This window comes from Rubinisphaera margarita, from assembly GCF_022267515.1.
GTDB lineage: Bacteria > Planctomycetota > Planctomycetia > Planctomycetales > Planctomycetaceae > Rubinisphaera > Rubinisphaera margarita.
Genome location: NZ_JAKFGB010000022.1, coordinates 306,657 through 330,000, shown reverse-complemented (window position 1 = coordinate 330,000; position 23,344 = coordinate 306,657). Strand labels below are relative to the sequence as shown.

Here is a 23,344-nt window from a genome sequence, read left to right as displayed (position 1 = left end):
TGAAAAAAGAAAGAACGCCGGTGATTATTTCACCGGCGTTCTTGAGAGAACTGGTTGAGGATGGCCTCGGGAAACGCTGTGTTAAACGGCGTCAGGGATGTTGTCCCCGTTGTAGCTTTCGAAGAAGAGCCAGCCGATTTCCTTGCTCAGACGAGACAGGTATTCCCGCTTGAATGTGTCGAGGGAGAGCTCGGAAGTGGAGCGTGGGGCTCGGAGGGGATACTTCGAGGTGACTTCCTTGCTGTAGATCTTTTCGCCGTAGCCGTCCTCGTCCATCTCGTAGACGCTGATGTAGCTTTCCGAGCGTCCACGGTACAGCGTCGTGCTGTTCTCTTCGTAGAGATGGAAGTCGTTCATGTCGATGTAGACGACGTAGGTGCATTCGAAGGCTTTGCCGATTTCTTCGGCCTTGTCCCAGTCGGGATTCGCGTCCAGCCAGGCTTTGACCTGATCGGGGTTCACCACCTTGATGTTGTGCTCGACGAGGCGAAAGGCGACGTACCGGGCCAGTTCGTGGTCGATTTTGGGGAAGTCCCACTTCAGATCGGTCGGAGCGAAGGCGACCACGCAGACGGAGACGTCCTTGTCGGTCATCGATTTGTTGGTCTGCACGTCGAAATCGGGCTCAATGCTCGGCGGTCCCCCGATCAGATATCCCAGCAGAATGGCGTAGTTGCAGCCCGTCAGTGAAATGGCTCCGATCAGGAAGACAGACATGACGGCTTTGCGGATCAAGGTCGAACGACTGGAGTCACGCATGGAAGAAAATCCTGAAGGATGGGATAACAACGGGCGGGAGAATGCGGGGATATGTTTGGGGGGCACTGGCTCGGCCAGTGCTGCTTCGATTCGTCACTAAATTCCGCTTCCCACTGGCAGAGCCAGTGGCACCCTTCGGCTGGCCGTCAGGCCAGTGAAGGTTCGGTTAGTTGACGTCTTCGGTGGGACGGTAGTCGTAGAACAGGCGGGCGAGTTCGTCGGCCATGCGGCTGTTGAATTTCTCGCCGAAGGTCCGTTCCGACATGTTGTCAGACGAAACGGGGTAGTGGTGGGGGTAGGTTGAGGTGTATTCGTGCTGGAAGATCAGGAAGGCCCCGCGTCCGTTGCCGGTCTTGCGGCACTCGTAAACGCTGACGTGTCCGTGGGCGTTGCCGCGGTACAGGTTGGGGCTGTTCTCTTCGCGATAGGAGATGTTGTCGATCTCGAAATGGATGATGTAATCGGTGTCGAATTCTTCGGCGATTTCGCTCGGATCATCCCAGACGCCACCGACGCGGCTCAGCCAGCCATCGACCTCGTTGGGAGAGACGCAATCGATCTCGTGCAGACGAAACTTGCGGTAGACGCCATCGATGATATCGCGGTCCACGGCTGAGAATTCACTACGGATAAACTCCGGCGTGGTGCAGACGACGAGTACCTCTTTTTCGTCTTTGACCAGATTGACGCCGGTCCGCTGACGAAACATCGAGGGGACTTTCGGGTCGCCGATCAGTGCTTTGCCGGCCATGACCGCCAGCGAGCAACCGGAAAGTGTGCCGGCGAAACCGACGGCCAGGAGCAGTATCAGGATATACCGGCGAAGCGGACGCTCCACTGGACCACGGCGAGCAGGATGAAGATCGACAGAAACACGATCGTCTGCTTTTCCAACGCGCGACGGTTCGGTCGAATCACCCCGGCACTGCTCAGGAAGAATCCCGGAATCAGCACCACGCAGGTCATCGCCAGAAAGGTGGCCGCTACGTTGGTTTGAATCGATTCGATGAGATGTCCCCGGACAAACCAGCTGAAGCTGGTCGTCATCCCGCAACTCGGGCAGGGGATTCCGAACAGGAATTGGATCGAACACGGAGGTAATCCCAACTGTTGGTGGGTCCCGTAGCCCGCAGGGGAAGGTTCAAGCCAGGCTGCCAGAATGAAACCGGCAATCAGGCCGCAACCAAGGAGGGCCAGGAGGATTCGGAGGAAGGGAGACAGGGGAGTGGATTCGTGAGAACGTCGGGGAGACGTCTGCGAAGAATCTTTGGGGACCGGGGTTATATCGGGAGCAGGCATCGGAGTCAAAATGGGTTCCGGTCGGTGAATTCCTGGGGGAATCCGTGTCGATCTTACAAATTCGGCTGGAGAAAACGGCACTTTCAGTCGAACAGGGGAGGTCTGAGGCGACCAGCGCTCATTATCGAGTGGTTTCGCGGTAGTGAAAGGTCTGTTCGCAGAATTCAGCCGGCGCACGAAAAAGGCGGATCTCCCTGAAGATCCGCCTTTTTTCAATTCCGCCCGATTGTCGTTTACTCGTTCGTGCCGACAGGATCAGGGGTTGAATCACTCGTTCCGGCTGGCAGCGCGGTCTCAGTGGAGGTTTTCGGCGGGGCCGATGTTGTTTCCGGTGCCGGAGCCGAAGTTGTCGCTGGCGTGGAAGTCGCTGCGGGAGTCGATGGTGTCAATGAGGCCGGTGGGGTAATGGGCGTCGCTGGAGGCGTCACCGGGGCGCCTGGTGGAGCAATCGGAGTCGCGTCGCCGCCGTTCGGTGGCAGACCCGGCGTTGCGGGAGCTTCCCCGCCCGGAGCAGCAGATCCGCCTTCGGTCTTCATTGCCTTCATGCGTTCAACGACCAGATCGGTGATGTCGACCGACGTGTCGAAAGCAAGGATGCTGGGGTTCTGGCCGATCACGATGGAGTAGCCCTGTTCTTTGGCGACTTCGAGAGAAACCGGTCCGGCCTGTTCCTGGAATCGTTCGTAAAGATCCTGCTGGAACGTGCTGATGTTCTGGCTGGCCTGTTGCCGGGCCTGCTGATTCTGCGAATTCAGGCGATTAAGCAGAGCCTGCAGTTCGCGTTTCTGTTCGTCGGTGGGCGACTCGCCGATTTCCTGCTGTTTTTCTTCGTACTGCTTCTCCAGGTCCTGCTGGAACTTCGTCAGGCCGGCCATGATCTGTTTCTCTCGTTCCTGAATCGCGGTTGCGATTTCCAGGTCGGCTCCCGTGAGCTTGAGGACGGTATCCAGATTGACGATCGCGACGGTGCTGTTGTTGGAGGAGCCGCCACAGCCGACCAGAAGAGACAGCGGGGCAAGCAGAGAAAGGACGACTAAGAGCCGCAGCATGGTAAGCCTTTCAAGAGGCAGTATTGCGATGAGCAGAGGTTGTGTACACGACCGACTTTACGCCGATTCGACTCGATTTGTTGGAGTGTAGTGCCCGATTCACCTGATTTACACCAAAGAAAGCAGCGGAGGGGCGGATTGCTCCCGGCGGCCGGGGGCCCTTTTATTGAAAGGCTTCACCACACCATTCGCGGAAAACGGGGCGTTTCGCGGGGAAATTCGTTCCCGCGAGGCCCTGTGGAAGGGGGCTTCGCTCTAGAATATGTCTCAGAAATCATTAGTGCGATCCGTGCGGCGGCAGGAGAAAGGTGGCGGAATGAGTTCACTGAGAGTGGCGGTTGTCGGAGCGGGCCTTTCGGGTCTTGTGTGTGCCCGGGATCTGCGGCAGGCCGGGCATGAGGTTCAGATTTTCGATAAGGGACGGGGTGTCTCGGGCCGAATGTCGACGCGACGTGTAATCGAGCCGGAATTGCAGTTTGATCATGGGGCTCAATACTTTACGGCTCGCGATGCTGAATTCCGCCAGCAGGTCGACGACTGGATCGCGCGAGGTGTCGTTGCCATTTGGGAAGGGCCGTTCGGGACGTTGACTCGGGGAGAAATAGGACCGGCCCCAACGAAAGATCCCCGATACGTCGGCACCCCGGGGATGAACGCGATCTGCCGGGCGCTTGCGGACGGACTCGTCGTAAAATGCAGCAGCAGAGTGACTCAACTCGACCGGCAGAACGGAAAGTGGTCGGTTCAGGTTGAAGATCTGGCCGTCGGAACGGGCGGGGCGGAAACCAGGGCAGAGGGGTTCGATCATGTCGTGATCGCGATTCCGCCGGCTCAGGCAGCCGATTTGCTGCCGAAGCAGACTTCTCTACAGGATATTGTTCGTGAAGCCACGATGGCACCCTGTATCGGAGTGATGGTGGCGTTTCAGTCCCAGGTCGATCTCGATCTGAACGGCGTGTTTGTTCAGGACAGCCTGATCCGCTGGATGGCCCGCGACAGTTCCCGGCCCGGACGAAACAGTGGAACAGAACGCTGGATTCTGCATGCCACACCGGAATGGTCGCGGGAACACATCGACGAAACACCCGACCAGATCATTCCGACGATGCTGCATGCCTTTGCGGAAGCGGTGGGGAAAGATGTCCCCGGCACGATCTATGAGGCGGCTCATCGCTGGCTGTACGCGATTCCGGAGAATCCGTTCTCTCGCGGGGCTTTGAACGACGAGCAGTTGAAGTTGACGATCTGCGGCGACTGGTGCCATGATGCCCGAGTGGAAGGAGCCTTCCTGAGTGGCCGGGCCGCTGCTCGAGCGATTCTCTCGTAGTTTGGCCTACCGCACATACGCAACTGTCGATTGAAGTCAGGAAGTTTCCTTGTCTGCGGCCTGTCCTGTTCTCGCTGTTCATCCCATCTCGCGACGCGAACTGCTGTTCGTCGTGGGGATCACGCTGCTCGGAGCCGTTCTGCGGTTATGGGATCTGTCGGCGATTGCGGTCGAACATTTCGATGAAGGAGTGTACGCCTCGAACCTCTGGTTCACGGCTGAGGAAGGTTACCGCTATCCGGACCGACATCTTTATGCGCCGCCGCTCTTGCCGACGCTGATCGAATGGTCGCTCCTGATCTTCGGTACGGCGAGCTGGGTTCCTGCCCTGCCATCGCTGGGGGCGGGTGTCTGCACGATCCCGTTGATCTGGTGGATGGGACGAAAGTTGGCCGGGCCGACAGGCGGACTTGCCGCTGCCATGCTGCTGGCCGCGAACGACGTTCATATCCTGTATTCTCGCACGGCTCTTACCGAGGCGATGCTCTGTTTCTGCATGTTGCTGTCAGTTTCGTTGGCGCATTGCACCTTTCTGGAACTGAAAAGCCCGCCCGTTTTCTCGAAACGTTCGATCAGTCTGGCGATGCTCAGTGGCCTGATGGCCGGGCTGGCCTGGCTGACGAAGTACAACGGTTGGCTGTCGCTGGCGATCATCTACTCGGGCAGTCTTGCGTGGGCGGTTTTCGGCCGGTTTTCCCTCGCGCAATGGACATGGCTGATCGCTCATTATGCCTTGATTGGAGGCGTCGCCGCGGCGGTGTGGCTGCCCTATGTGTTCTCGCTCGACGAGTTTGGTGGTTATGCAGCGGTGGCCGCGAACCATCGGCAATATTTCGGCGGTCTGGCGGAATGGGGACCTGCTTTGGCCCGGCAGATTTCCAATCAGTGGCAGCTGAGCGGCTGGACGACGCTGGTTGGCGTCGTCGGAGTGGGTGTTCTCATCGGCAGTCGGCTGATGCTGCATCTCGATTCCCTGCAGTTTCGCTGGTCCCGAAGTGGCGCCTGGATGGCGGCCAGCTGGGTGATCGGGCTTTCGGTCGCGATTCCACTCTATCATCCCTACCCCCGGCTCGTGGTTCCGTGGTGGGTGGGGGTGTTGCTGGTGCTTGGTGCGGTGTCTGCCTGGCTGCAGATTCGCGTGGAGCATTACGGGAAGGCACTCCCGGCTCGCGCCGCGTCAATCGCTCTGCTCGTTCTGGGTGTCGTGGCGTTTGCGGGGCCGGTTCTGAAATCGCCCGCCTGGGAGCGGCGAAAAGAATTGCAGATTGTCGCGGAAGATTTCGTGGCGATCACCGCTTCGCGAGCCCGGGACGCCGGATTGCCGGAGAATGAAGTCATCTTCTATGTCTACGGCGAGCCGGCGATCTTCTACCACATTTCGTTGTTTGACCGACTGGCCGGGCCGATCGGGCATCTCGACTTCGCGAAGCCGGAAACTCGACTGAGCAATGCCCCCACGTATCTGGTTGTCGGTCCGCACGCGGAGGAGTCCCAACTGTTCACGGAGCAGTGGGAAGCTCTCGGCTCCTGGTTCGAACCGGTCCACGCTGCGAAGGTTCGTCCCAGTCGCCTCGTCCAATTAAATAACGTCGAGCCTGAAGTGGGTGAATCCCTTGATGAATACGCGCTCTATCAGCTGAAGCCGGCCCGATAGAGTATTTTCCTGCTTCTTCGGGCTCAGTCGAGCAAAGCGCTCTAAACGCCGAACGCCACGACCTGGGAGTGTCGTGGCGTTTCCTGCTCGGGCATCGAATGAGCAGTCAGGCGGCATTCTCGGAAAGGTCTCCAAAGCGGGCGAGCCGCCGGGAATGTTCCGTTAAAGGAGATCGTAAAGACGTTCGAGACCGGGGCATCGCTCGGTGCTTCAGCGTTTGTTGAGCCGTCGGGATCGCGAATTTCACGATGGCATTGCGGGTGACGATCATTCCGCCCAGAAGAAGGGTGGCGGCCACAAAAATTTCGAGATGCAGAATCAGAATCTGCCAGATCGTCATCGTTCAGTCTCCTGCGTTATTTGGCGTAGCCGATTTTGATCAGCGTGTGGCCGAGCTCAACGTGATCGTCCGGCTCCAGCCAGCGATCATTGGCGATCATCTCGCCATTCACTTTTGTTCCTCCCAGGCAGCCCATATCCCGGACTCGAACGGTGTAACCGTCGAGCAGCAGAGCCGCATGGACGGTAGCGATGCCGGGGCTCGTGATCTGGAGCTGACATTGCAAACCCGATCCGATGAGAAAACGCGGGCCCGTTGCCGTGATTGTCTGGCCGCGGAGCGTTCCCGTCAGGATGGTCAGGGAAACCGAAGTGATTCGAGCGGGGGGCCTGGTTGCTGTCTTCATTCGTAAACTCGTTTCCAGCGGCTCGGCCGCGTAACAGGCGATTCGTTCGCTGGCGACGGCTGGCGAATTGAGACTGAGACTCATTCTCAGTAATTATCGGTCGGTGTCAAGGGGACTGCGGTGACTTTCTCGGCTCGGGAGAGCGATTCCGCGAAATGGGACCACGATGGCAACCGGCGAGCGTCGTCGGTCTTCGAAAAGTGTGTTCAGCGGCGACGCGTGTTCGGATCTGGACAAAAGATCGTAAGACATTGCCGCGATAGCGGAATGTGAGTGACAGATCAGCCGGATAACATATCGCTCGCTGTCTATGTGTCGCTGCTTTTGTGGGCGATCTTTCGGGCTGCACGTCACGCAGTTTCTGGAATGTTGTCAGAGTGATTTTCTTCTCTTACTCAAAGGAGTCTTTCATGTCCCGGTACAGCAACCCTTCGAAACGTTCGGCGTTTACTCTTATTGAATTGCTGGTGGTGATCGCGATCATCGCCATTCTTGTTGCTCTGCTGCTGCCAGCCGTGCAGCAGGCGCGGGAGGCGGCCCGACGATCGAGCTGCAAGAACAACCTCAAGCAGATTGGCCTCGCGATCCACAATTACCACGATACTCACAGTGCATTTCCCCCGGGTTTTGTTCATGAGTACGGCAGCACGTCGGGCAACGACGGCACGGGCGACGATGCTGCCCGGCAGGGAAACTGGGCCTGGGGCGCATTCATTCTCCCGTACATGGAACAGCCGGGGCTTTACGATGCCCTGAATATCGGGCCGAGCACATGTGCCGAATCGATGGGAGACCCTGCGCGATACGATTTGATGACTCAGCCGGTTAACACCTATCTGTGTCCTTCGGATCCCAACGGCGGTCTCTGCCGCGCTTCGTTCCGGGATGACGCCGGCAATAACATGTCGCCGAATCCCGCGCTCTCCAACTATGTCGCCGTGAATCATCATCAGAATACGCGGCGGGCGAATACGGGGCTGTTCGGCATGAACAGCCGAACCCGGTTCCGCGATATCACCGACGGAACGAGTTCAACGCTCGCCATTGGAGAACGAGCCGACCGGCTCCGCAACGGTGTTCGCGGCTTCGATGCCTCGGCCGGTCAGCAGATTAACGGCACACTCAATTCCGATGCCGCCTGTCTCTTCTGTACGCGGGGCACGCGGGAGAACAGCAGTTTCGGAATTCGTGACGTATTCGGTTCGGGCGCGACGTCCATCAATGGCCCGCCGAGTGTCGATGTGGGCTTCGTTCACAGTCTCTCGGCTCGCGGGTTCTCCTCTTCGCACGACGGCGGAGCCCAGTTTGTGCTGGCCGATGGCTCGGTTCGGTTTCTCAGCGAGAATCTCGATCAGAACACGTACCTGAATCTGCTTCAGATGCAGGACAACAACACGATCGGTGAGTTCTAGATCCAGAGTGAAGTGGGATGTTCCGCAGCAGCGGGGCATCCCTTCTTTCTTTGCTTCTCATTATGGAAAGGACTGGCATCCCATGAAGCGCTCCTTCGGATTGATTGCCCTGTTTGTAAGCCTGGCCGGTTGCGGTTCCGATGCACCGCCGCTGCCTGAACTTGGACTGGTCAAAGGCACGGTGACACTGGACGGCAAGCCGGTGCCGAATGCTTCGATTATTTTCACTCCCATGGATCCCGGCCTGCGTTCGTTCGGTCGGACCGATGAGAGCGGCCAGTACGAACTGACCTATCAGCAGGGGCATAAAGGAGCTTCCGTTGGTCCGCACACGGTTCGAATTCGAACGGGCGGGGAGGTCGCCGATGCCGACGGGAATATCATTTCTGAGAGCCCGGAGATTATCCCGGAACGATACCACGGCCAGATGGCCCTCTCGAAGAAGGTCGAACCGGGCGAGAACCCGATCAACTTTGAGCTGACCTCGAAGTAAGCAACAAACGGGCGACGCCAGTTGGTTCCTTGTCAGGAAACAGTCGTTGCCACTCTCAGTTGTCTATGCAGTCGACAACCCTAAGGGGTGGCCCTGATAGCTGTGCTATCAGGGCGGCGCAGCCGCAGGAGAACGCATCTACCGCGTGCCCTATTCGGGGCGGTGGCCCTAGCTTTCTTTCGGGGCCACGCCTGCTGGTCACCGGTGCGAGCTTACTCGTGCTTCACGGTTTCACGGATGCTGAACGTGGCCCTGTTCTGCACCGTGTTTGCGACGATCAGTTCGGCGAGCAGTCCGAGTGACATCGCCTGTGCGCCGAGGATCGTCGCAGCCGTGGAGTACGCTAACAGCGGGCGAGTTCCGATCGGCTGTTCCGGCAGCAGATGGAAGACATTCATGCCGATCCAGAGCAGGCTCAGATACGAGAAGCCGGCGATGCCCACGGCAAAGAAGAACAGTCCGATCGCGCCCAGCATGTGCTGCGGCCGTTGACCGTAGGCGATCAGAAAGACGACGGTCAGCAGATCGAGGAAGCCGCGAAGAAAACGGATGATGCCGTACTTGGAGTATCCGAACTCGCGGGGGCGATGGTTAACCGGAATCTCCGTCACGCGGAATCCCCGGGCGGCGGCGAGGACCGGAATAAACCGATGCAGTTCGCCGTAGATGTGAATCTCGCGGGCGACATCGGAATGGAACAGCTTCAGTCCACAGTTGTGGTCGTGGAGCTTGAGTCCGGTCAGACGGCCGATCATCCAGTTGAAGACTCGACTCGGGTAGACTTTGTGCCAGGGGTCGAGCCGTCGCTGTTTCCAGCCGTTCACGACCTGGTAGCCCTCTGCGGACTTAGCGAGGAACTGCGGGATCTCTTCCGGATCGTCCTGCAGGTCGGCGTCCATCATCATGATCCACTCGCCGCGAGCCGCATCCATGCCAGCCGTCAGAGCGGCCGCTTTGCCGAAGTTGCGACGAAAGCGAATCCCGGAAATGCGTTCATCATCTCGAGCGAGCCCGGCGATGATCGCCCAGGACTGATCGCTGGAGCCGTCGTCGACGAAAATGATTTCGTAGTCGATCTGATTCTTGCTGCACGAGGTCTCGATCTGGCGGCGAAGTTCGGCCAGAGATTCTTCTTCATTGAAGACGGGAACGATAATCGACAGCACAAATCAGCTCCGGGGGAGATAGGACGCATCTGCGGCTGAGTGGCGGGGCAGGGCCGGTTTTCAGCCGGCGGGGGTTTCAGCGGAAATGTCGTGAAACGGCCGGTTCGAAACCGGCCCTACGGTGCTCCTGTGACACTTCGCTTACGCCCATTCAAGCTGATGAGTTTAGCGGACACGGGCTTTGAACGTGACCATGCCGCCGGTTTTGCCCTGGATTTCTTCGGAAATCTCCCATTTCAGGATCAGGCTGCCTTCGGCATTGTCTTCGACAACCAGACGTCCATCGCGGTCGGACGTTGCCGAACCTTCGATGAACTCGAGTCGCGGCGTGAGATTGTCGATGATCTGCACGTTGAACAGCGAACGATCGCCGATATTTCGGTAGCGGATGGTGAAGGTAATCACATCACCCGGTTCGGCATCGGCTTTGTCAGCCAGCTTGTCGATGTACAGATCGCCGACTTTCTTGCGGTCTTCAACACCGACGAGTTCTTCGGAGCGAAACCAGCTGTAGAGTTCAGAGCCACCTACGTCGGCGGCGACGATGACCGGGCTCTGCTCGCGCGTCCAGGCGACGGCGGCGGCGCGTCCATCGAAGGCGACCGGAGATTCGACCTTCTCCATGGCGATCTGCCCGGCGAAGGCGTAGTCAGTATTTGTGTTTTCAAGTTTGGTGTGATCAGCCGTCTTGGTGGCCTGATTCACGCCAAGCGTGGTGTCTTCGGTTTCAAGACCACTGGCGCGGGACCGCACGCGAGCGGCGTTAACCTGTTCGGTCTGCTGTTCGGTGCCGGGTTTCATCCGCGTGTTAACCGCCAGCCCGTTGACGGAGTCGTAGGCACCCAGAGCTCGGTCGACGCTTTGTTCCATCGAAACGCCAGCGACAGTTTTTACGGCTCCGAATCGGGGAGCGTAAACGCAGACTTCGTTGGTCGGTTTCAGATGTTGTTCCCCGGTATCGTCCTGGTACTCCGCGATGGTGTCCTGGGTGTCGAGGCCATGTCGCTCGCCCGGAGCATAGTGCACCGGAAGGCGGCGATCGCCTCCGTCGCAGATGTATTCATCGGGATAAGCTTCGGGGCTGCCATCGATCATCGCACTTCCCGGAAAGGGAGGCGCGCAGGGAGCACCGGGCGGGCAGGCATTGCCTGCGGGACCGCCGCGAAAGGCCGGCATGTCGGCCGCTTTTCCGTTCAGAGGAACACGCGGTTCGGCCGGAGTGAATTCGGGATCAGCGGCTGCCGGTTTCGCCGGAGCCGTCTCTGGCTTCTTCTGCTGATACGACGTCTGCACGATACCGGATTCTGATCCGGGCATCGAAGCTGGTTTCGAGGTGGTTTCATTCTTCGCGATGGAGTGATACCAGGCTTCGCCTTCGCCGAGGGGCTTTTCGTATCCACCCGGGGGAAGAGCAGGCATTTCCGCCATCTTCGTCGGAGATTCCGGCTCCGCGTAGCCAATCGTTTTCTCCGGCAGTGCCGGCCATTCACTCTTCACGCGAATCTTGCCGTCGGTGTCGAGTTGTCCGGGATACTGCGCGGCGGCCTGGGCAGACGTCGGCTGGGGCATCACAGGATTGTAGGCTGTCTGGTGAGCCGGCGGAGGCGTTTGGCCGGGAACCTTGTCGAAGGGAATTCCCGCCGAGGCCAGGAATTCGTGGTTGCCCTGCGTCTTCTCAAGATCGGCCAGCTTCGACTTGGGGATCTCGTGCTGGAACGGATCCTGGCTGACCATTTTCTTGCCCCCGCTGCTGCAGGAGTAGTTAGCGCACAGCAGGAGTCCGACACCCACGCGGAAGAGACTGGTCCGGGTTTGAGGAGAAAGGTTCAACTTCACCATGGGAATACCCTGTGCTGGAGGGGATATGCGATCCTGAGATGATTGCGGAGGTAGGATGTGTGGCGCTGGCTCGATCAGTGATTCTTCCGCCCGGGTGGGGCAGCCGACGGGAGGGCCCGTTTCACCGTGCGAGGAGTTCTTGATTTGAAGACGATGTCGCTGGTTGACCGCCTCCGCATCCAGAACGACTAGTTGTCTTCTTCAATCACCGGGGTGGAGAAGGCGTCGGGTTGTTCGACGGGTGGTGCGAAGCCCTGGTTGGCTGGTTCCCATTTGGGTTGTTCGGTGACGGCGAAGGGCTGCTCGACTGGAGCTGGCGGCGTGATCCGGGGATCGGCCAGTTCCTGTGGACTCGGGATCCGTCCGCCGATGCGGAGAATCATCACCGGGCGGCCCCGCATGTCGGCTTCACTCATCAGATTGCGATTCTGCGGAATATTCTCTTCGCGAATCAGTGCGCCTTCTGGTTCAGGCAGAGCGAGATCGGGTTGTTCGATGTAGAGGATCTTGGTCACGAGCTGATCGCGGACGGCCAGTTCGATGTCTTCCTGAGTCAGGTCGAGCGGGATCGGATACTTTTGCCGCAAATGGGGCGGCGGATGCAGCCGATCGACGAGTTCAATCGTCGGGAAGAGTTCCACACCCGGGAAGTCGGGCAGGTTCGAAATTTTGAATCGATAAACGGGGCCGACGAAGAAGCCGGCTTGAGCGGGAGACGGCACCGTGAGCGGCTGGCGGGTTTCGGGGTGATAGAACGTCACCTGGCCGCCTTTCGGCAGACGCACCTGGACCGGCTGAAAGTAGTGCATGTCGGCCCGGCCGAGAGCTCCGGCCCATAAACCGGCGACACCCGGAGGCGTCATCTGATTCAGCGGCTGGTAATACTGAGATTCCGGCAGTTGCGGCTGTGCGACGCTTGTTCCACAAACGGCGAGCAGACAACCACATCCCGACAGGAATGGGAGAACGATCGATTTCATGGCAGGGATTCACACAGGAAGGGACGAAGCATCGGATGATGCGGGAGAATTCGTTGGAACCGTGACAGGATGGACCGGCGAAGGAAGGGATGGGGTGGCCGGTCTTGGAGGCGTAACTTAGAAGATCTGTCAAGGTCTGAAAATAGCGATTCGCCACCCGGTAAAACCGGGCGGCGAAACGGACATTTTTACATTACTGACCCGCGGGGTAACCCTGCGGAGGGCCTTGTGGATAACCCGGTGGGCAGTAGGCACCACCCGGCATTCCGCCTGGTCCACCCGGTCCGCCGGGAGCTCCGCCGCCGTACCAGGCGGGGATCGAGAGGTCGTTCGGTCCGTGAACCGGATGCTTTTCGACGTACTCGATATCCTTCACAGGATGCGGCATCCGGATACCCGGCTCGTGGCGGACGCTGACTCGCATGTGGTCAACAGGCTGACCGACATCCACCTTGGTGTTGTTGTAGATCGTGTGAGACTTCAGACCGGCAGGACCACCGTAAGGCAGGTGCGGCGGGCCGACCAGGCCAATCGGAGTACCCGACTGCGGGCTGCCCCAGGCGGGGACTCCACCGACGCCGGCGACTGGATTGTAAGGCGGCATGCCTGGATAAGAAGGACCACCCATAACCATGCCGTTCGGCACAGCGGAGTCGACACCGGCAGGACCGATCGGCATCGGTTCGACATACTGACCTGCTTCACCGTTGACCGGCTTGACGTAGCCGACAGCGTGAATCATCTCGTCGACCTGACCCGGCATTTCCAGGTCCATGTTACCAATCCGCATCACAGCCATAATGGTTCCGCGGCGATCGGCTTCGCTGACCGGATCGACACCCGGATCGAGGCGGGTTGAAACCAGGGTCTCAACACCGGCGATGGCCAGTTCCTGGAACTTCGGTTCCGGCAGGTAGATGACCTTGGTGACGAAGTTGTTGGTCTCGATCTGGTCGAGGTCTTCGTCGGTAATCTGCAGTGGAATGCTATTGTGAGTCAGGTAAGCGTCCGTGGTCGGGTGAGCAGGATAAACCTGCAGAGTCGGGTACAGGACCAGACCTTCACGACCGGGGACGTTCGTCGCCTTCAGGCGATAAGTGGCACCCTGGCGGAAGTTGTACCGCCCCGGAGCCATCATCTGGTTCTCGGCGAATCCGGTCGGAATCTGCCAGCCGACCATCATGCCCTGCGGTCCGACGAATCGAACCTGCGAAGTCCGCGGAATCATCTCCGCAGGACTTGGTGCCAGCGGTGGCATGATTGCCGGGTACGGCAGGTCCACCATGGGGCCCGGTCGTGTCATCATCGACGCCGGGGGGGCGTGATATTCGCCTTTGTCGATCACCTGCTGGCCATCCACGGCGCAGCCGACACACACGACGACCAGTGTGCCTAAGGCCAGGAAATAGTACTTCATCTTTCGTCCTTTTTTCGTTGTTGGCCGGAGGGGAACGACTGACGCCAGATTTCCGTTCCGGTCGGTAATCAACATCCCTGTTGCCAACCGATCGGTGGCCAGACCTGACAATACACCTGGTTGTGTTGGCTTTTCAGTAATTCTTGCCACGGCAGCGGATACAGACCGAATGCGACCTGATGCACCCGTGAAGATTGCCATCGACTTGAATTTCGTATCTGTCTTAAACTCCGCGTCGCTTTCTCCCCGCCCCTTCGGGCCTGTGATCACGAACCTTTGAACTGTTCGTCTTCGCAGAACGGAAAATCAGCAACACGTAACTTGTTTGTCGGTCGTTTCGGCCCCGATTCTTTGGAAAATCCGTTATTTTCAGGCGAACATGAAAATATTGCGCAGATTAACATTGGCTGTTGGAGCCGCCGCAATCTGCGTGGGAGCCGCATTTTTCTGGCTTCATCAGCGGATCGAGCAGTCCCCGGCCATCACCGAACCGCAGAGGCTCATGCAGCAGTTCGCTCAGGCCTGGCAGGGAAACCCGGCCGAGAAAGCAGTCGATCCAGACGAACTTGCTCTGGAGATTCGCGAAGGCAACTCGCTGCTCCGCCAGGCACGGCTGCTCCTCACCCATAACACGAGTCCGATCTCGGCCAGTGTTTTGCAAATAATTCAAACTCCCGACGAGACGTTTCGAGGTACCGGAAAGTACTGGCAGGCCGTGGAGGCCCGCTGTCGTCTGCATCTCGAAATGGAAATCGGAGAGACCAAAGGCCGAATGCTGCAGGTCTCTAATGGTCAGGTGATCTGGATGGTGCGGGACATCGTTTCCCCCCGTGCGCGGGAAGACCGGAAGCTGCAGATTGAACGTGTCGACCTGCAGCGGCTGGCCGACTTCGCCCGCGATGCTGAGATCACGCCCCAGGAACCGAATGTGGCCCGCGAGATGCAGGGCGGCCTGCCCGGTCTGCTCTCGACACTCGAATCGCTGATGGACTTCCGTCTCACCAAACGGGTCGCTCTCAATCAGGAGGCGTGCATCGTGCTGGAAGGGGAGTGGAAGTCGGATCTCGGTGAAGAATTCGAAAGCGATTTCGCAGCCGACGTCTACTTCACGACCCGGCCGGACAAGGTGCGATTGTTCATCCGCGAAGGCGACCTGTTCCCGCTGCGATACTTCTGCCTGAAGAAGCATCCCGACAAGAGTGGCTACTACGCACAGCTGGCGATGGAATTGACCGAAGTGAAGCGACTCACGCACGTCGATCCCGGCATCTTCAGTTACCGGCCGCCCGAAGATGAAGTTCCCAACGACATCACTCACGAGTACCTGACCCGCCTCGAAGTCGCCGCCAGGAAAGGTGAAGACGATGAGACCGTCAAATAAGAAGTCCCTGCCGATCGCTGCTCTGTCCGTTGCGACGATGCTGTTGCTGGGCGTATCGATCTGTGTCACCACGGCTCAGCCGCCGCTGAATATGAATCTTGAGGAAGAGACGTTCCTGGCCGAGGGACATCTTGTCCTCACCGATGGCCGGGTGCTTACCGGGCAGATCAGCATTCTTGATCGCGGGTATCTGCTCGTCACCTCGAGTGGACGCAGCACGATTCCGTTCACGCACGTCACCTGCCATGCCCGCACACTCAAGGAGGCATACCGCAAACAGCGGGACGGGATGACCCGTCCGACCGCCGATCTGCACACCGAACTTGCTCGCTGGTGTCTGGTCAACAAACTGTTTGCGGAAGCCGAAATGGAACTGCAGTCGGCGCTCGCCCTGCAGTCCTATCATGTCGGAGCCCGGAAACTGCTCCGTCAGTTCGATGCTCAAAAGGCCAGCGCGAAGCCGGACTACGACGGTAAGGAAGCCAAGTCGACGTTCGACAAGCTGCTCATCGAGAAAGAATTCAATCCGGCCCAGCCGATTGGCGGGATCGATGCCGAGCTGGCCCGTCAGTATGTGCTCACGATCGAACCGATTCTGCTCAACGGCTGCAGCAATACGTCGTGTCATGGATCATCGGCTGCGAATGATTTCCGACTGACGCAACTGTGGAACATTCGGGGCAATACCCGGCGGTACAGCCACGAGAATCTGAATTCGGTCCTCCAGCAGATCGATCCGCTCGATCCAGGAAAGAGTCCGCTGTTGACCATTCTGGACGAGGAACATGGCGGGCGCGGGAAGAAAGCGTTGACGGGCACCAGGGTCGCTGCCCAGAAGCAGACGCTTGAACTCTGGACATATCGGGTCGCGAAGGAACTCGAAAAGCAACAGCGTGTGGTTCGAGCCACCGAGCCGAAGGCCAGTTCCGAGAAGGAAGCCGGCGGTTCAGGTGTCATGCCGGCCGGCTATGAGATTCTCGATAAAATTGAGAGCGATCGGCTGCAGGAAGCTCGCAACGAGCAGGCGGTTGATCCCTTCGATCCGGCCATCTTCAACCGCAAAGTCCATGGAAACTGATCCCGGCCGGGGTTACTCTGGGCAAGTCGTCTCAGGGTCTGTTGCCGAATGTCGGTGTGACCGTCGACAGGAGAGCAGGCTCCTGCCTGCCGCTGCGAAATAAACTTCGCACGCTGGTGAAGTGAACGACCAGCTCCGGGGCTGATCGCCCCCCTGCGCGGATGATGGCAGGTGGGAGCCTGCCCGACAGGTTCACGACTCCACTGCGCTCTTCTTCTCACCATTGCTGCCGGGACTGCGGCTTATGTCTTCACGCTACCCGTTGTTTGTCAAACGCGATATTGATGGCTTCTTCGGCCTGTTCATCGACAACATTGTTCAGCTGCTGCTGATTCTCGGGCTCTGCGCCGGCCTGTGCGGGATGAGCGGAGAGCACTCGAATCTGCTGTTCCAGTACATCTTCCCGGGGGCAGCGGCCAGCATCCTCATTGGCAACATTTTTTACGCGTGGCAGGCGCATCGACTGGCCCGCCGCACCGGCCGCGACGATATCACCGCTCTGCCGTACGGCATTAACACCCCTTCGCTGCTGGTGTATGTCTTCTTTGTGATGTTGCCGGTTTATCTGGAAACGCAGGATCCGGTCGCGGCCTGGAGAATGGGACTGATCGCCTGTCTCGGCAGCGGCGTGATTGAACTGATCGGGGCGATCTTCGCCGGAGCCATTCGCCGCTACACACCCAGGGCGGCTCTGCTCTCGACGCTGGCCGGGATCGCAATTGGCTTCATTGCGATGACATTTACGCTGCAGATTTTCTTTAAGCCCCTGATCGCGATGCCGCCTCTCGGTGTTCTACTCCTCGCGCTGTTTGCCCGGGCCCGGTTTCCACTTGGACTTCCCGGCGGGCTGGTCGCCGTGCTGATCGGAACCGCAACCGCCTGGCTGCTGACCCTTGGAGCCGGATACTTTCCGCAGGCTCCGCAATGGCTGGCGAGCAATGTCATGTCGACGGCCGCGGTCTCGGAACAGTTCGAACGGGTGGGGCTCTACCTTCCGGTATTCGTGGGAGGCGAGATCGTCGAGACGCTGAAAGACTGGTCGAACTGGCTCGGTTACCTGTCGGTGATCATTCCGATGGGACTCTTCAACATCATCGGCAGCATGCAGAACATCGAATCGGCGGAAGCGGGTGGGGATTCGTTCCACACCGGTTCTTCCATGGCGATCAACGGCATCGGCACCATTGTCGCGGCTCTGTTCGGCAGTTGCTTCCCGACGACGATTTATATCGGACATCCCGGCTGGAAGGAGCTCGGAGCCCGGGCCGGCTATTCGACGCTGAACGGAATCGTGATCACAGTTCTCTGCTTCAGCGGACTGATCGGACTGGCTTCGGCTGTTGTGCCGATTGAAGCCGGCGTGGCGATTGTTCTCTGGATCGGAATTATCATTACCGCTCAGGCCTTTCAGGCGACGCCGAACGAGCATGCCCCCGCTGTCGCCATGGGATTGTTTCCCGCCATCGCCGCCTGGGGAGCCACGGTGATGTCCGGTGCGTTTCTGGTTTCGGGTGGGACGACCATTCAGGCGGTCCTCGACGGAAACGCCGCTGCCGAGGTCAACGGGTTCCTCATTGAAGGTCTGCTCACACTCGAGCGCGGTTACATTTTTACGTGTATGATTCTTTCGGCCGTCGCGGCCAATCTGATCGATCGGCGATATTTCGCCAGCAGTCTCTGGGCAGCGGTGGCGGCTGTTCTGACGCTCCTCGGATTGATGCATGCGTATCAATTGCAGGGAAATGTCCTCGATTACTGGCTGATTTCCCAGGTTCCGCCCGAATCGGCGCGATCCTTCCCGGCGACCGGGATTGCGATTGGTTATGCTGCGATCGCGCTGGTTTGTTTGCTGGCCGCCGTCTGGCATCGCCGCGACGACGGCGTCGATTCTTCCCATTCCACAGCGTCCGAAGACGCGCCTCCGACTGATAATATTCATGAATAACGTGCGGCTGACGATCACTTGCGTTTATGGTCTCGAAGCGGTGGTCGGGCGGGAATTGTCCGATCTTGGCTACCGGGAGCAACAGAAGGTTGACGGGCGTGTCAGCTTCGAAGCTCCCGCCGAAGCGATTGCCCGCTGCAATCTGTTCCTGCGGACAGCCAACCGTGTGCTGCTCGAAATCGGCCGGTTCCCGGCCAACGATTTCGACGAGTTCTTCGACAACATTCGCGATCTTCCGTGGGAGGAGTATGTCCCCCGCGATGCCCAGTTTCCGGTGACAGGAGCCTCGCAGAAATCGAAACTGCACGGCGTTCCGACGCTCCAGGGCATGACTAAGAAAGCGATCGCCAGTCGGTTGCAGGAAGTCTACGGCAGCGATTTACCGGAAACCGGATTCGAAGTCCCCGTCCATTTCGAGATCCGCAGCAATGAGTGCACGATCTGGCTCAACACCAGTGGAGGAGGACTCCATCGTCGTGGTTACCGCCAGCTGGCCGGGGAAGCTCCGCTGCGGGAAACGCTGGCAGCCGCGCTGATTCAGCTCAGTGTCTGGAGACGCGACCGGGCTCTGCTCGATCCGATGTGCGGCAGTGGCACCATTCCGATTGAAGCCGCCATGATCGGCCGGAAGATTGCCCCCGGCCTCAACCGAAACTTCGCCGGCGAGAAGTGGAACAATCTCCCGGGTCAGATCTGGACGAAGGCTCGCGAAGAGGCTCATGACCTGATTGATCGTTCCGAAATGGCCCCGATCCTCGCCCACGACCGAGACTTCCGCATTCTGAAGACCGCTCGCGACAATGCCCGGATGGCCGGAGTTGCTGACGATATTCACTTTCAGGAACAGGAACTCAAGGACCTGACGACGAGTCGCAAGTATGGCGTCCTGATCACCAACCCCCCGTACGGCCAGCGACTCGACGACGTCGAAGAAGCCCGCACCGTCTGGCAAACCCTGTCCGATGTGACCGATTCCTGGAGCACCTGGTCGTTCTTCATCTTCGTTGGCGCCCGCGACTTTGAACGCTTCTACGGCCAGCGAGCCACTCGCCGCCGCAAGCTCTTCAACGGCCCCCTGGAGTGCACCTACTACCAATACCTCGGCGACAAACCACCCTCGATGCGCAAGCCGCAACGGGAAGAAACCGAGTAGGGCTGCTTCCGTCCGAAGACCGCATAGACCCAGTCCGGCGTGTCGGGTAGAACTCGCTCTGTCTTAATAACAGACCCGATCCCGGAGAACGCTCGGTTATGGTGGCTCGCATTTCGTTTGCTCTGGCGATCCTGTTCTCCCTCCTGTATCTGTTCCGCACGAACGACCAGCCTCAAGCCAAAGAGCCAGTCGAAACTCCCCAGCAGTCGGCGCAGACTGAAGAACAGGAACAGCAGGCCCGGCTCAAAAAATACCGTGATGACCGTCGCCAGCAGCGGATCGAATTGATCGACCAGTTGCGAGGTGAGAGCCACGAAGAGTCGATCGCCCTGCTCGTGTCCCTCGATCCTTATCTCAGAAGCGACTACATGCTGTCGAAGGGGAAATTCGCCCTCGAAAATGGGATCTCACATACCGACTTCGAAGGGATCGATCCTCGCCACCATACGCGAGCGGTTGTTCAAATTCTGAGTAACCGTCGATTCCTGAAAGTCCTGCACGAGGCACGCACTCATCCACAGCGAACTGCAAAGCTCCTGCGCGATGCGATCGTTGACGACTTGCCGGCCTATCACGAGGCGTACGCTTCTTTCGCCGATCGCACGGTCGAGCCTCCGGACTCGATCTCTGCTCCGGGTTTGTTTGGAGAGCGATTCGGCGACCGGGGCGATCCCCTTCGGAATCCATCTGTCGATGGTCTTCGATTGAAGATCTTTTCGTGTCTGCTCGTGTTATCTCACCTGGAAAACGAACAGGCCCATGAGATTGTGAGGGAAGTCGTGCAAACGGCGACGCGCCAACGCGAGTCGTCGCTGACACAGAATGAACTTCCGTTTCGTCACATGTTTGGCTGTTGGAATTCCAGTCTCTTTAACAAGCGGATCCTGGCGACAGCCCTTGTCAAAACCAGTGGGCGGGATGATCTCGCGGCTCGCTATGAGTCGGAAAACTCTCACATGAATCCCTTTGACTCCCGGATGATTCTTTACGAACGCCGAGAGTACGGAGGGGCAGGGTTCATGGGAGGGATGGGCGCTCCTGTTGACTACGCAGACGATGCCATCACCTTGAGGATCGTCGCTCCCATGACGGATGCCGAGTTCCTTGCGCTCTTGTCCGAGTTCGATATCTGAGGCCGGGGGCAGGCTCCCGACGGTTGGATGACAGGCTCCGGCTGTTGTGCGACCTCGCGGGAACGTGCAACCTCCTGCCGACTTCGTCGGCCCCGGTAGCGGAGCAACCGGGGCTACCCACCGTTCTGTCCGTTGCTCTCTTACTTCACCGATTTCGTGCGGCTGTAGCCTTTGCGTTTGCGGTCCTGCACGAACTCCCGGGTTTCTTCGAAGAGTTCCATTTCGCCCGTCGCTCGCGGATCGTCCGTCTGCAGCTGATACTCGTGCATCTTCGCTTTGAGGCGATCGCGGATCTCGGCGAACTCCGGATTGTCGATCTGGTTGGTCAGTTGCCACGGATCGGCTTCGAGGTCGTAAAGTTCTTCCAGCTGACGCGGGCCGAGAAGAGCCGCCTTGTAGGTGGCGAGTTGGGGGGCGTTCGGATGTTTCAACAAGAGTTGACTCAACGGAGCCGTCTTCGCGGTTTCATCGAACTGGGCGTCCGGCAGAAACAGAGTCGCATCCTGATCCTGGCCCGGGTTTTCGTGGAAGTTGCGGATGTAGGCGTAGCGTTTGTCGCGAATCGTCCGATGACTCAGGTTGATCGGGTCGAACTCGCCATGCCATTCGAGGCCCGTCACGACGAAGTCGCGATCCTCTTCGACCCAGCCCTCTTTGTCAGACTTGAGCAGGTCCAGAATGCTGCGGCCTGACATGCCTTCGGGGATGTCCACTCCCGCGCTTTCGAGAATCGTGGGAGCCAGATCGGGGAAGTTGACGAAGTCCTCGACCACGCGGCCGGAGGGGACACTTTTCGGCCACATGATCGCCAGCGGCTCGTGCACGCCCCAGTCGTACGGCGACGCCTTCGAACGCGGAATCGCCGTGCCGTTGTCGGAGGTGACGATGAGCAGCGTGTTGTCGAGTTCGCCCTGTTCTTCGAGAACCTGGAGAATCTCAGCCAGCCGCAGATCGGCATAATGGATTTCATAAAGAATGTTCGCCCGCTCGCGACGGATGCCTGGGGTATTCGGCAGGAATCCGGGAACGGGGACCTCTTCGGTTGGGAAGCCGGTCTTCAACAGTTTCTGCCAGTTGTTCTCGGCCCATGGACCGTGCGGTTCAACAACGCCGACCCAGAAGAAGAACGGGGCGTCGACCGGACGTTGATTGAGGAACTTCACGAAGTTCGCGGCGTAGTCGATTCCACTCGTTCCCGCTTCCGGATGAGCGAACCGGATCCGATTGTAGTGCGTCCCTGCGGAATCTTTGCCGTGTCCCTCGGTCGGGAAAACGCCCGGGCCCCAGCCCTTGCCGGTGTGCCCGACGTGATACCCCGCCTCCTTCAACAGATCCGGGAGGACGGGGAACTTCTTCGGGAGCCACGCCTGGATGAACGCCCCCTGTTCGAGCTCCCAGAAGTTCCGGCCCGTCAGCAGCGACGCCCGCGACGGAGCACAACTCGGAGCCGACGTGTAACCGTGCGTGAACAGCACACCTTCGCGGGCCACGCGATCAAACGCCGGCGTCGGCAGCGTCGACCAGCCATACGCGCTCCGCTCCAGCCAGCTTTCATCGTCGGTGATGAAGATGACGACGTTCGGAGGAGCCGCGGCGTCACGAGGGGCAGCCGCCTCCAGAAGGGGGACGATCATGTGCATGCAAAGGATCGCGAACATCAGTCGCATCGAGTCGATCTCCGGAATGCCTCACGATGGGGGCGAGAAGTTATCGGTTGTTGAACAGCATCGACGAATCACGATAACGCGCTCTGATCGCGAAAGCGATCTGACATATGTTTCCTCCTGTATCGAGGCGGGTTACACTCCATTTGTTCAGACACTGTCCAGAGGGAGAAGCCCCATGATCGATGAGGAACGTTCGGAATCCGGCAGTCCAATCTACCGTCACCAGGCTGCAGAACCGGGCATCCATCCGCCCGACAACGTGGGCGTTCATCTGGAAGCCATCACCGCTCATTTGGAGAAACATCTCGGAGCGTGCGAAATGGTCTACCACGAGATCGTCTCCGATCTCGTTCATCTGGATGTCCTGCAATTTCCGCCGACGGACGATCGCCCCTTTCATACGCTGGTGACGAGCGGCGTGAGCGACAAGCCGATGAACGTTCCGGCTGGTCTCGAATCGATGAGCCATGTCGAGCTGATGATTAACCTGCCGGCGAAGTGGCCGATGAAACAGTCCGACTGGGACAACGAAAATCACTACTGGCCTCTTCGCTGGCTGAAGATGATCGGCCGCATGCCGCACCAGTACAACACCTGGATCGGCTGGGGGCATACGATTCCCAACGGCGACCCGGCCGAACCGATCGCCGACACGAACTTCATCGGCGTCATGCTCTCGCCGCCGTACTGGAAAGACACCGACTTCTTCCAGATGACAGCCGACGATGAGACCTCGATTTCCTTCTTTAACCTCGTGCCGCTCTATCGGGAAGAGATGGACCTGAAGCTCCAGAAAGGAGCCGAGCCGCTCGAAGATCTGCTGGAGAAGAATCAGGCCGCCACGGTGCTGAATCCGAAACGAAAGAACGTGGCGAAGAAACGCCGCTGGTTCGGATTGGGGTGAGC

General features: G+C 58.9%; 21 protein-coding genes. 10 read left to right on the top strand and 11 right to left on the bottom strand.

Going from position 1 to position 23,344, the window contains the following annotated elements:
- Nucleotides 1-81 precede the first annotated feature (81 nt).
- The 4 genes from L1A08_RS22560 to L1A08_RS22815 all read right to left on the bottom strand — a co-directional run bounded on the left by L1A08_RS22560 (nucleotide 82) and on the right by L1A08_RS22815 (nucleotide 3,107).
- Entirely contained in the window at nucleotides 82-759 is a 678-nt protein-coding gene (locus L1A08_RS22560) for a hypothetical protein (RefSeq protein WP_238758858.1), read from the bottom strand.
- A 166-nt stretch (nucleotides 760-925) separates the two neighbouring features.
- The gene (locus L1A08_RS22555) at nucleotides 926-1,597 is read right to left on the bottom strand and encodes a hypothetical protein (protein ID WP_238758857.1); all 672 of its coding nucleotides are present in this window, start codon (nucleotides 1,595-1,597) and stop codon (nucleotides 926-928) included.
- Nucleotides 1,567-2,058 (bottom strand): DUF2752 domain-containing protein, encoded by a 492-nt coding sequence (locus L1A08_RS22820; RefSeq protein ID WP_261363031.1) that lies wholly within the window; start codon nucleotides 2,056-2,058, stop codon nucleotides 1,567-1,569. Before L1A08_RS22820 ends, L1A08_RS22555 begins: the two co-directional genes overlap by 31 nt.
- A 233-nt stretch (nucleotides 2,059-2,291) precedes the next feature.
- Nucleotides 2,292-3,107, bottom strand: a complete 816-nt coding sequence (locus tag L1A08_RS22815; RefSeq protein WP_261363018.1) for an OmpH family outer membrane protein — start codon at nucleotides 3,105-3,107, stop codon at nucleotides 2,292-2,294.
- Between the two features lie 316 nt (nucleotides 3,108-3,423).
- On the opposite strand from L1A08_RS22815, the gene L1A08_RS22540 reads away from it, so the two are divergent.
- Together L1A08_RS22540 and L1A08_RS22535 are read left to right on the top strand one after the other, a co-directional pair.
- Entirely contained in the window at nucleotides 3,424-4,434 is a 1,011-nt protein-coding gene (locus L1A08_RS22540; protein ID WP_238758855.1) for an NAD(P)/FAD-dependent oxidoreductase, read from the top strand.
- A gap of 49 nt (nucleotides 4,435-4,483) precedes the next feature.
- Nucleotides 4,484-6,088, top strand: a complete 1,605-nt coding sequence (locus L1A08_RS22535; protein ID WP_238758854.1) for an ArnT family glycosyltransferase — start codon at nucleotides 4,484-4,486, stop codon at nucleotides 6,086-6,088.
- A gap of 106 nt (nucleotides 6,089-6,194) precedes the next feature.
- On the opposite strand, the gene L1A08_RS22530 is transcribed toward L1A08_RS22535, so the two are convergent.
- Together L1A08_RS22530 and L1A08_RS22525 are read right to left on the bottom strand one after the other, a co-directional pair.
- Nucleotides 6,195-6,428 (bottom strand): hypothetical protein, encoded by a 234-nt coding sequence (locus tag L1A08_RS22530; protein ID WP_238758853.1) that lies wholly within the window; start codon nucleotides 6,426-6,428, stop codon nucleotides 6,195-6,197.
- A gap of 16 nt (nucleotides 6,429-6,444) precedes the next feature.
- Complete coding sequence (locus L1A08_RS22525; protein WP_238758852.1) at nucleotides 6,445-6,858, bottom strand: FHA domain-containing protein; 414 nt, start codon at nucleotides 6,856-6,858, stop codon at nucleotides 6,445-6,447.
- 326 nt (nucleotides 6,859-7,184) lie between these two features.
- Here L1A08_RS22525 and L1A08_RS22520 point away from each other — a divergent pair, with 326 nt between their 5' ends.
- Together L1A08_RS22520 and L1A08_RS22515 are read left to right on the top strand one after the other, a co-directional pair.
- On the top strand, nucleotides 7,185-8,186 hold the full coding sequence (locus L1A08_RS22520) for a DUF1559 domain-containing protein (protein ID WP_238758851.1): 1,002 nt from the start codon (nucleotides 7,185-7,187) through the stop codon (nucleotides 8,184-8,186).
- An 82-nt stretch (nucleotides 8,187-8,268) separates the two neighbouring features.
- Nucleotides 8,269-8,679, top strand: coding sequence for a carboxypeptidase-like regulatory domain-containing protein (locus tag L1A08_RS22515; RefSeq protein WP_238758849.1), 411 nt, complete (start codon nucleotides 8,269-8,271; stop codon nucleotides 8,677-8,679).
- 212 nt (nucleotides 8,680-8,891) lie between these two features.
- On the opposite strand, the gene L1A08_RS22510 is transcribed toward L1A08_RS22515, so the two are convergent.
- From L1A08_RS22510 to L1A08_RS22495, 4 genes are all read right to left on the bottom strand, one after another.
- The gene (locus tag L1A08_RS22510; protein WP_238758848.1) at nucleotides 8,892-9,845 is read right to left on the bottom strand and encodes a glycosyltransferase family 2 protein; all 954 of its coding nucleotides are present in this window, start codon (nucleotides 9,843-9,845) and stop codon (nucleotides 8,892-8,894) included.
- Between the two features lie 165 nt (nucleotides 9,846-10,010).
- The gene (locus L1A08_RS22505) at nucleotides 10,011-11,684 is read right to left on the bottom strand and encodes a DUF11 domain-containing protein (protein WP_238758847.1); all 1,674 of its coding nucleotides are present in this window, start codon (nucleotides 11,682-11,684) and stop codon (nucleotides 10,011-10,013) included.
- Between the two features lie 188 nt (nucleotides 11,685-11,872).
- Nucleotides 11,873-12,664, bottom strand: coding sequence for a hypothetical protein (locus tag L1A08_RS22500; RefSeq protein WP_238758846.1), 792 nt, complete (start codon nucleotides 12,662-12,664; stop codon nucleotides 11,873-11,875).
- 193 nt (nucleotides 12,665-12,857) lie between these two features.
- Nucleotides 12,858-14,081, bottom strand: a complete 1,224-nt coding sequence (locus tag L1A08_RS22495) for a hypothetical protein (protein ID WP_238758844.1) — start codon at nucleotides 14,079-14,081, stop codon at nucleotides 12,858-12,860.
- A gap of 403 nt (nucleotides 14,082-14,484) precedes the next feature.
- Here L1A08_RS22495 and L1A08_RS22490 point away from each other — a divergent pair, with 403 nt between their 5' ends.
- The 5 genes from L1A08_RS22490 (at nucleotide 14,485) to L1A08_RS22470 (ending at nucleotide 20,771) form a co-directional block, all read left to right on the top strand.
- Nucleotides 14,485-15,462, top strand: a complete 978-nt coding sequence (locus tag L1A08_RS22490; protein WP_238758843.1) for a hypothetical protein — start codon at nucleotides 14,485-14,487, stop codon at nucleotides 15,460-15,462.
- Entirely contained in the window at nucleotides 15,446-16,540 is a 1,095-nt protein-coding gene (locus L1A08_RS22485) for a hypothetical protein (RefSeq protein ID WP_238758842.1), read from the top strand. The genes L1A08_RS22490 and L1A08_RS22485 overlap by 17 nt, the downstream gene beginning before the upstream one ends.
- A gap of 244 nt (nucleotides 16,541-16,784) precedes the next feature.
- Nucleotides 16,785-18,485: an NCS2 family permease gene (locus L1A08_RS22480; protein WP_238758841.1), complete on the top strand. Its 1,701-nt coding sequence runs from the start codon at nucleotides 16,785-16,787 to the stop codon at nucleotides 18,483-18,485.
- Nucleotides 18,478-19,638, top strand: a complete 1,161-nt coding sequence (locus tag L1A08_RS22475) for a THUMP domain-containing class I SAM-dependent RNA methyltransferase (protein ID WP_238758840.1) — start codon at nucleotides 18,478-18,480, stop codon at nucleotides 19,636-19,638. The genes L1A08_RS22480 and L1A08_RS22475 overlap by 8 nt, the downstream gene beginning before the upstream one ends.
- Before the next feature lie 98 nt (nucleotides 19,639-19,736).
- Nucleotides 19,737-20,771 carry a hypothetical protein gene (locus tag L1A08_RS22470; protein WP_238758839.1) on the top strand — a complete coding sequence of 345 codons (1,035 nt, stop codon included), beginning with the start codon at nucleotides 19,737-19,739 and terminating at the stop codon, nucleotides 20,769-20,771.
- Between the two features lie 140 nt (nucleotides 20,772-20,911).
- On the opposite strand, the gene L1A08_RS22465 is transcribed toward L1A08_RS22470, so the two are convergent.
- Nucleotides 20,912-22,438, bottom strand: coding sequence for a sulfatase family protein (locus tag L1A08_RS22465; protein ID WP_238758838.1), 1,527 nt, complete (start codon nucleotides 22,436-22,438; stop codon nucleotides 20,912-20,914).
- Between the two features lie 175 nt (nucleotides 22,439-22,613).
- Between L1A08_RS22465 and L1A08_RS22460 the strand changes: the two genes are divergently transcribed.
- The gene (locus L1A08_RS22460; protein WP_238758837.1) at nucleotides 22,614-23,342 is read left to right on the top strand and encodes a suppressor of fused domain protein; all 729 of its coding nucleotides are present in this window, start codon (nucleotides 22,614-22,616) and stop codon (nucleotides 23,340-23,342) included.
- The last annotated feature ends 2 nt before the right edge of the window (nucleotides 23,343-23,344 follow it).

Bases quoted from the DNA above. Each gene is read 5' to 3' on its own strand.
- L1A08_RS22460 (WP_238758837.1), top strand. From the start codon at position 22,614: ATGATCGATGAGGAACGTTCGGAATCCGGCAGTCCAATCTACCGTCAC.
- L1A08_RS22540 (WP_238758855.1), top strand. From the start codon at position 3,424: ATGAGTTCACTGAGAGTGGCGGTTGTCGGAGCGGGCCTTTCGGGTCTT.
- L1A08_RS22495 (WP_238758844.1), bottom strand. From the start codon at position 14,081: ATGAAGTACTATTTCCTGGCCTTAGGCACACTGGTCGTCGTGTGTGTC.
- L1A08_RS22515 (WP_238758849.1), top strand. From the start codon at position 8,269: ATGAAGCGCTCCTTCGGATTGATTGCCCTGTTTGTAAGCCTGGCCGGT.
- L1A08_RS22820 (WP_261363031.1), bottom strand. From the start codon at position 2,058: ATGCCTGCTCCCGATATAACCCCGGTCCCCAAAGATTCTTCGCAGACG.
- L1A08_RS22480 (WP_238758841.1), top strand. From the start codon at position 16,785: ATGTCTTCACGCTACCCGTTGTTTGTCAAACGCGATATTGATGGCTTC.
- L1A08_RS22560 (WP_238758858.1), bottom strand. From the start codon at position 759: ATGCGTGACTCCAGTCGTTCGACCTTGATCCGCAAAGCCGTCATGTCT.
- L1A08_RS22500 (WP_238758846.1), bottom strand. From the start codon at position 12,664: ATGAAATCGATCGTTCTCCCATTCCTGTCGGGATGTGGTTGTCTGCTC.
- L1A08_RS22815 (WP_261363018.1), bottom strand. From the start codon at position 3,107: ATGCTGCGGCTCTTAGTCGTCCTTTCTCTGCTTGCCCCGCTGTCTCTT.
- L1A08_RS22475 (WP_238758840.1), top strand. From the start codon at position 18,478: ATGAATAACGTGCGGCTGACGATCACTTGCGTTTATGGTCTCGAAGCG.
- L1A08_RS22505 (WP_238758847.1), bottom strand. From the start codon at position 11,684: ATGGTGAAGTTGAACCTTTCTCCTCAAACCCGGACCAGTCTCTTCCGC.
- L1A08_RS22470 (WP_238758839.1), top strand. From the start codon at position 19,737: ATGGTGGCTCGCATTTCGTTTGCTCTGGCGATCCTGTTCTCCCTCCTG.
- L1A08_RS22520 (WP_238758851.1), top strand. From the start codon at position 7,185: ATGTCCCGGTACAGCAACCCTTCGAAACGTTCGGCGTTTACTCTTATT.
- L1A08_RS22525 (WP_238758852.1), bottom strand. From the start codon at position 6,858: ATGAGTCTCAGTCTCAATTCGCCAGCCGTCGCCAGCGAACGAATCGCC.
- L1A08_RS22530 (WP_238758853.1), bottom strand. From the start codon at position 6,428: ATGACGATCTGGCAGATTCTGATTCTGCATCTCGAAATTTTTGTGGCC.
- L1A08_RS22485 (WP_238758842.1), top strand. From the start codon at position 15,446: ATGAGACCGTCAAATAAGAAGTCCCTGCCGATCGCTGCTCTGTCCGTT.
- L1A08_RS22465 (WP_238758838.1), bottom strand. From the start codon at position 22,438: ATGCGACTGATGTTCGCGATCCTTTGCATGCACATGATCGTCCCCCTT.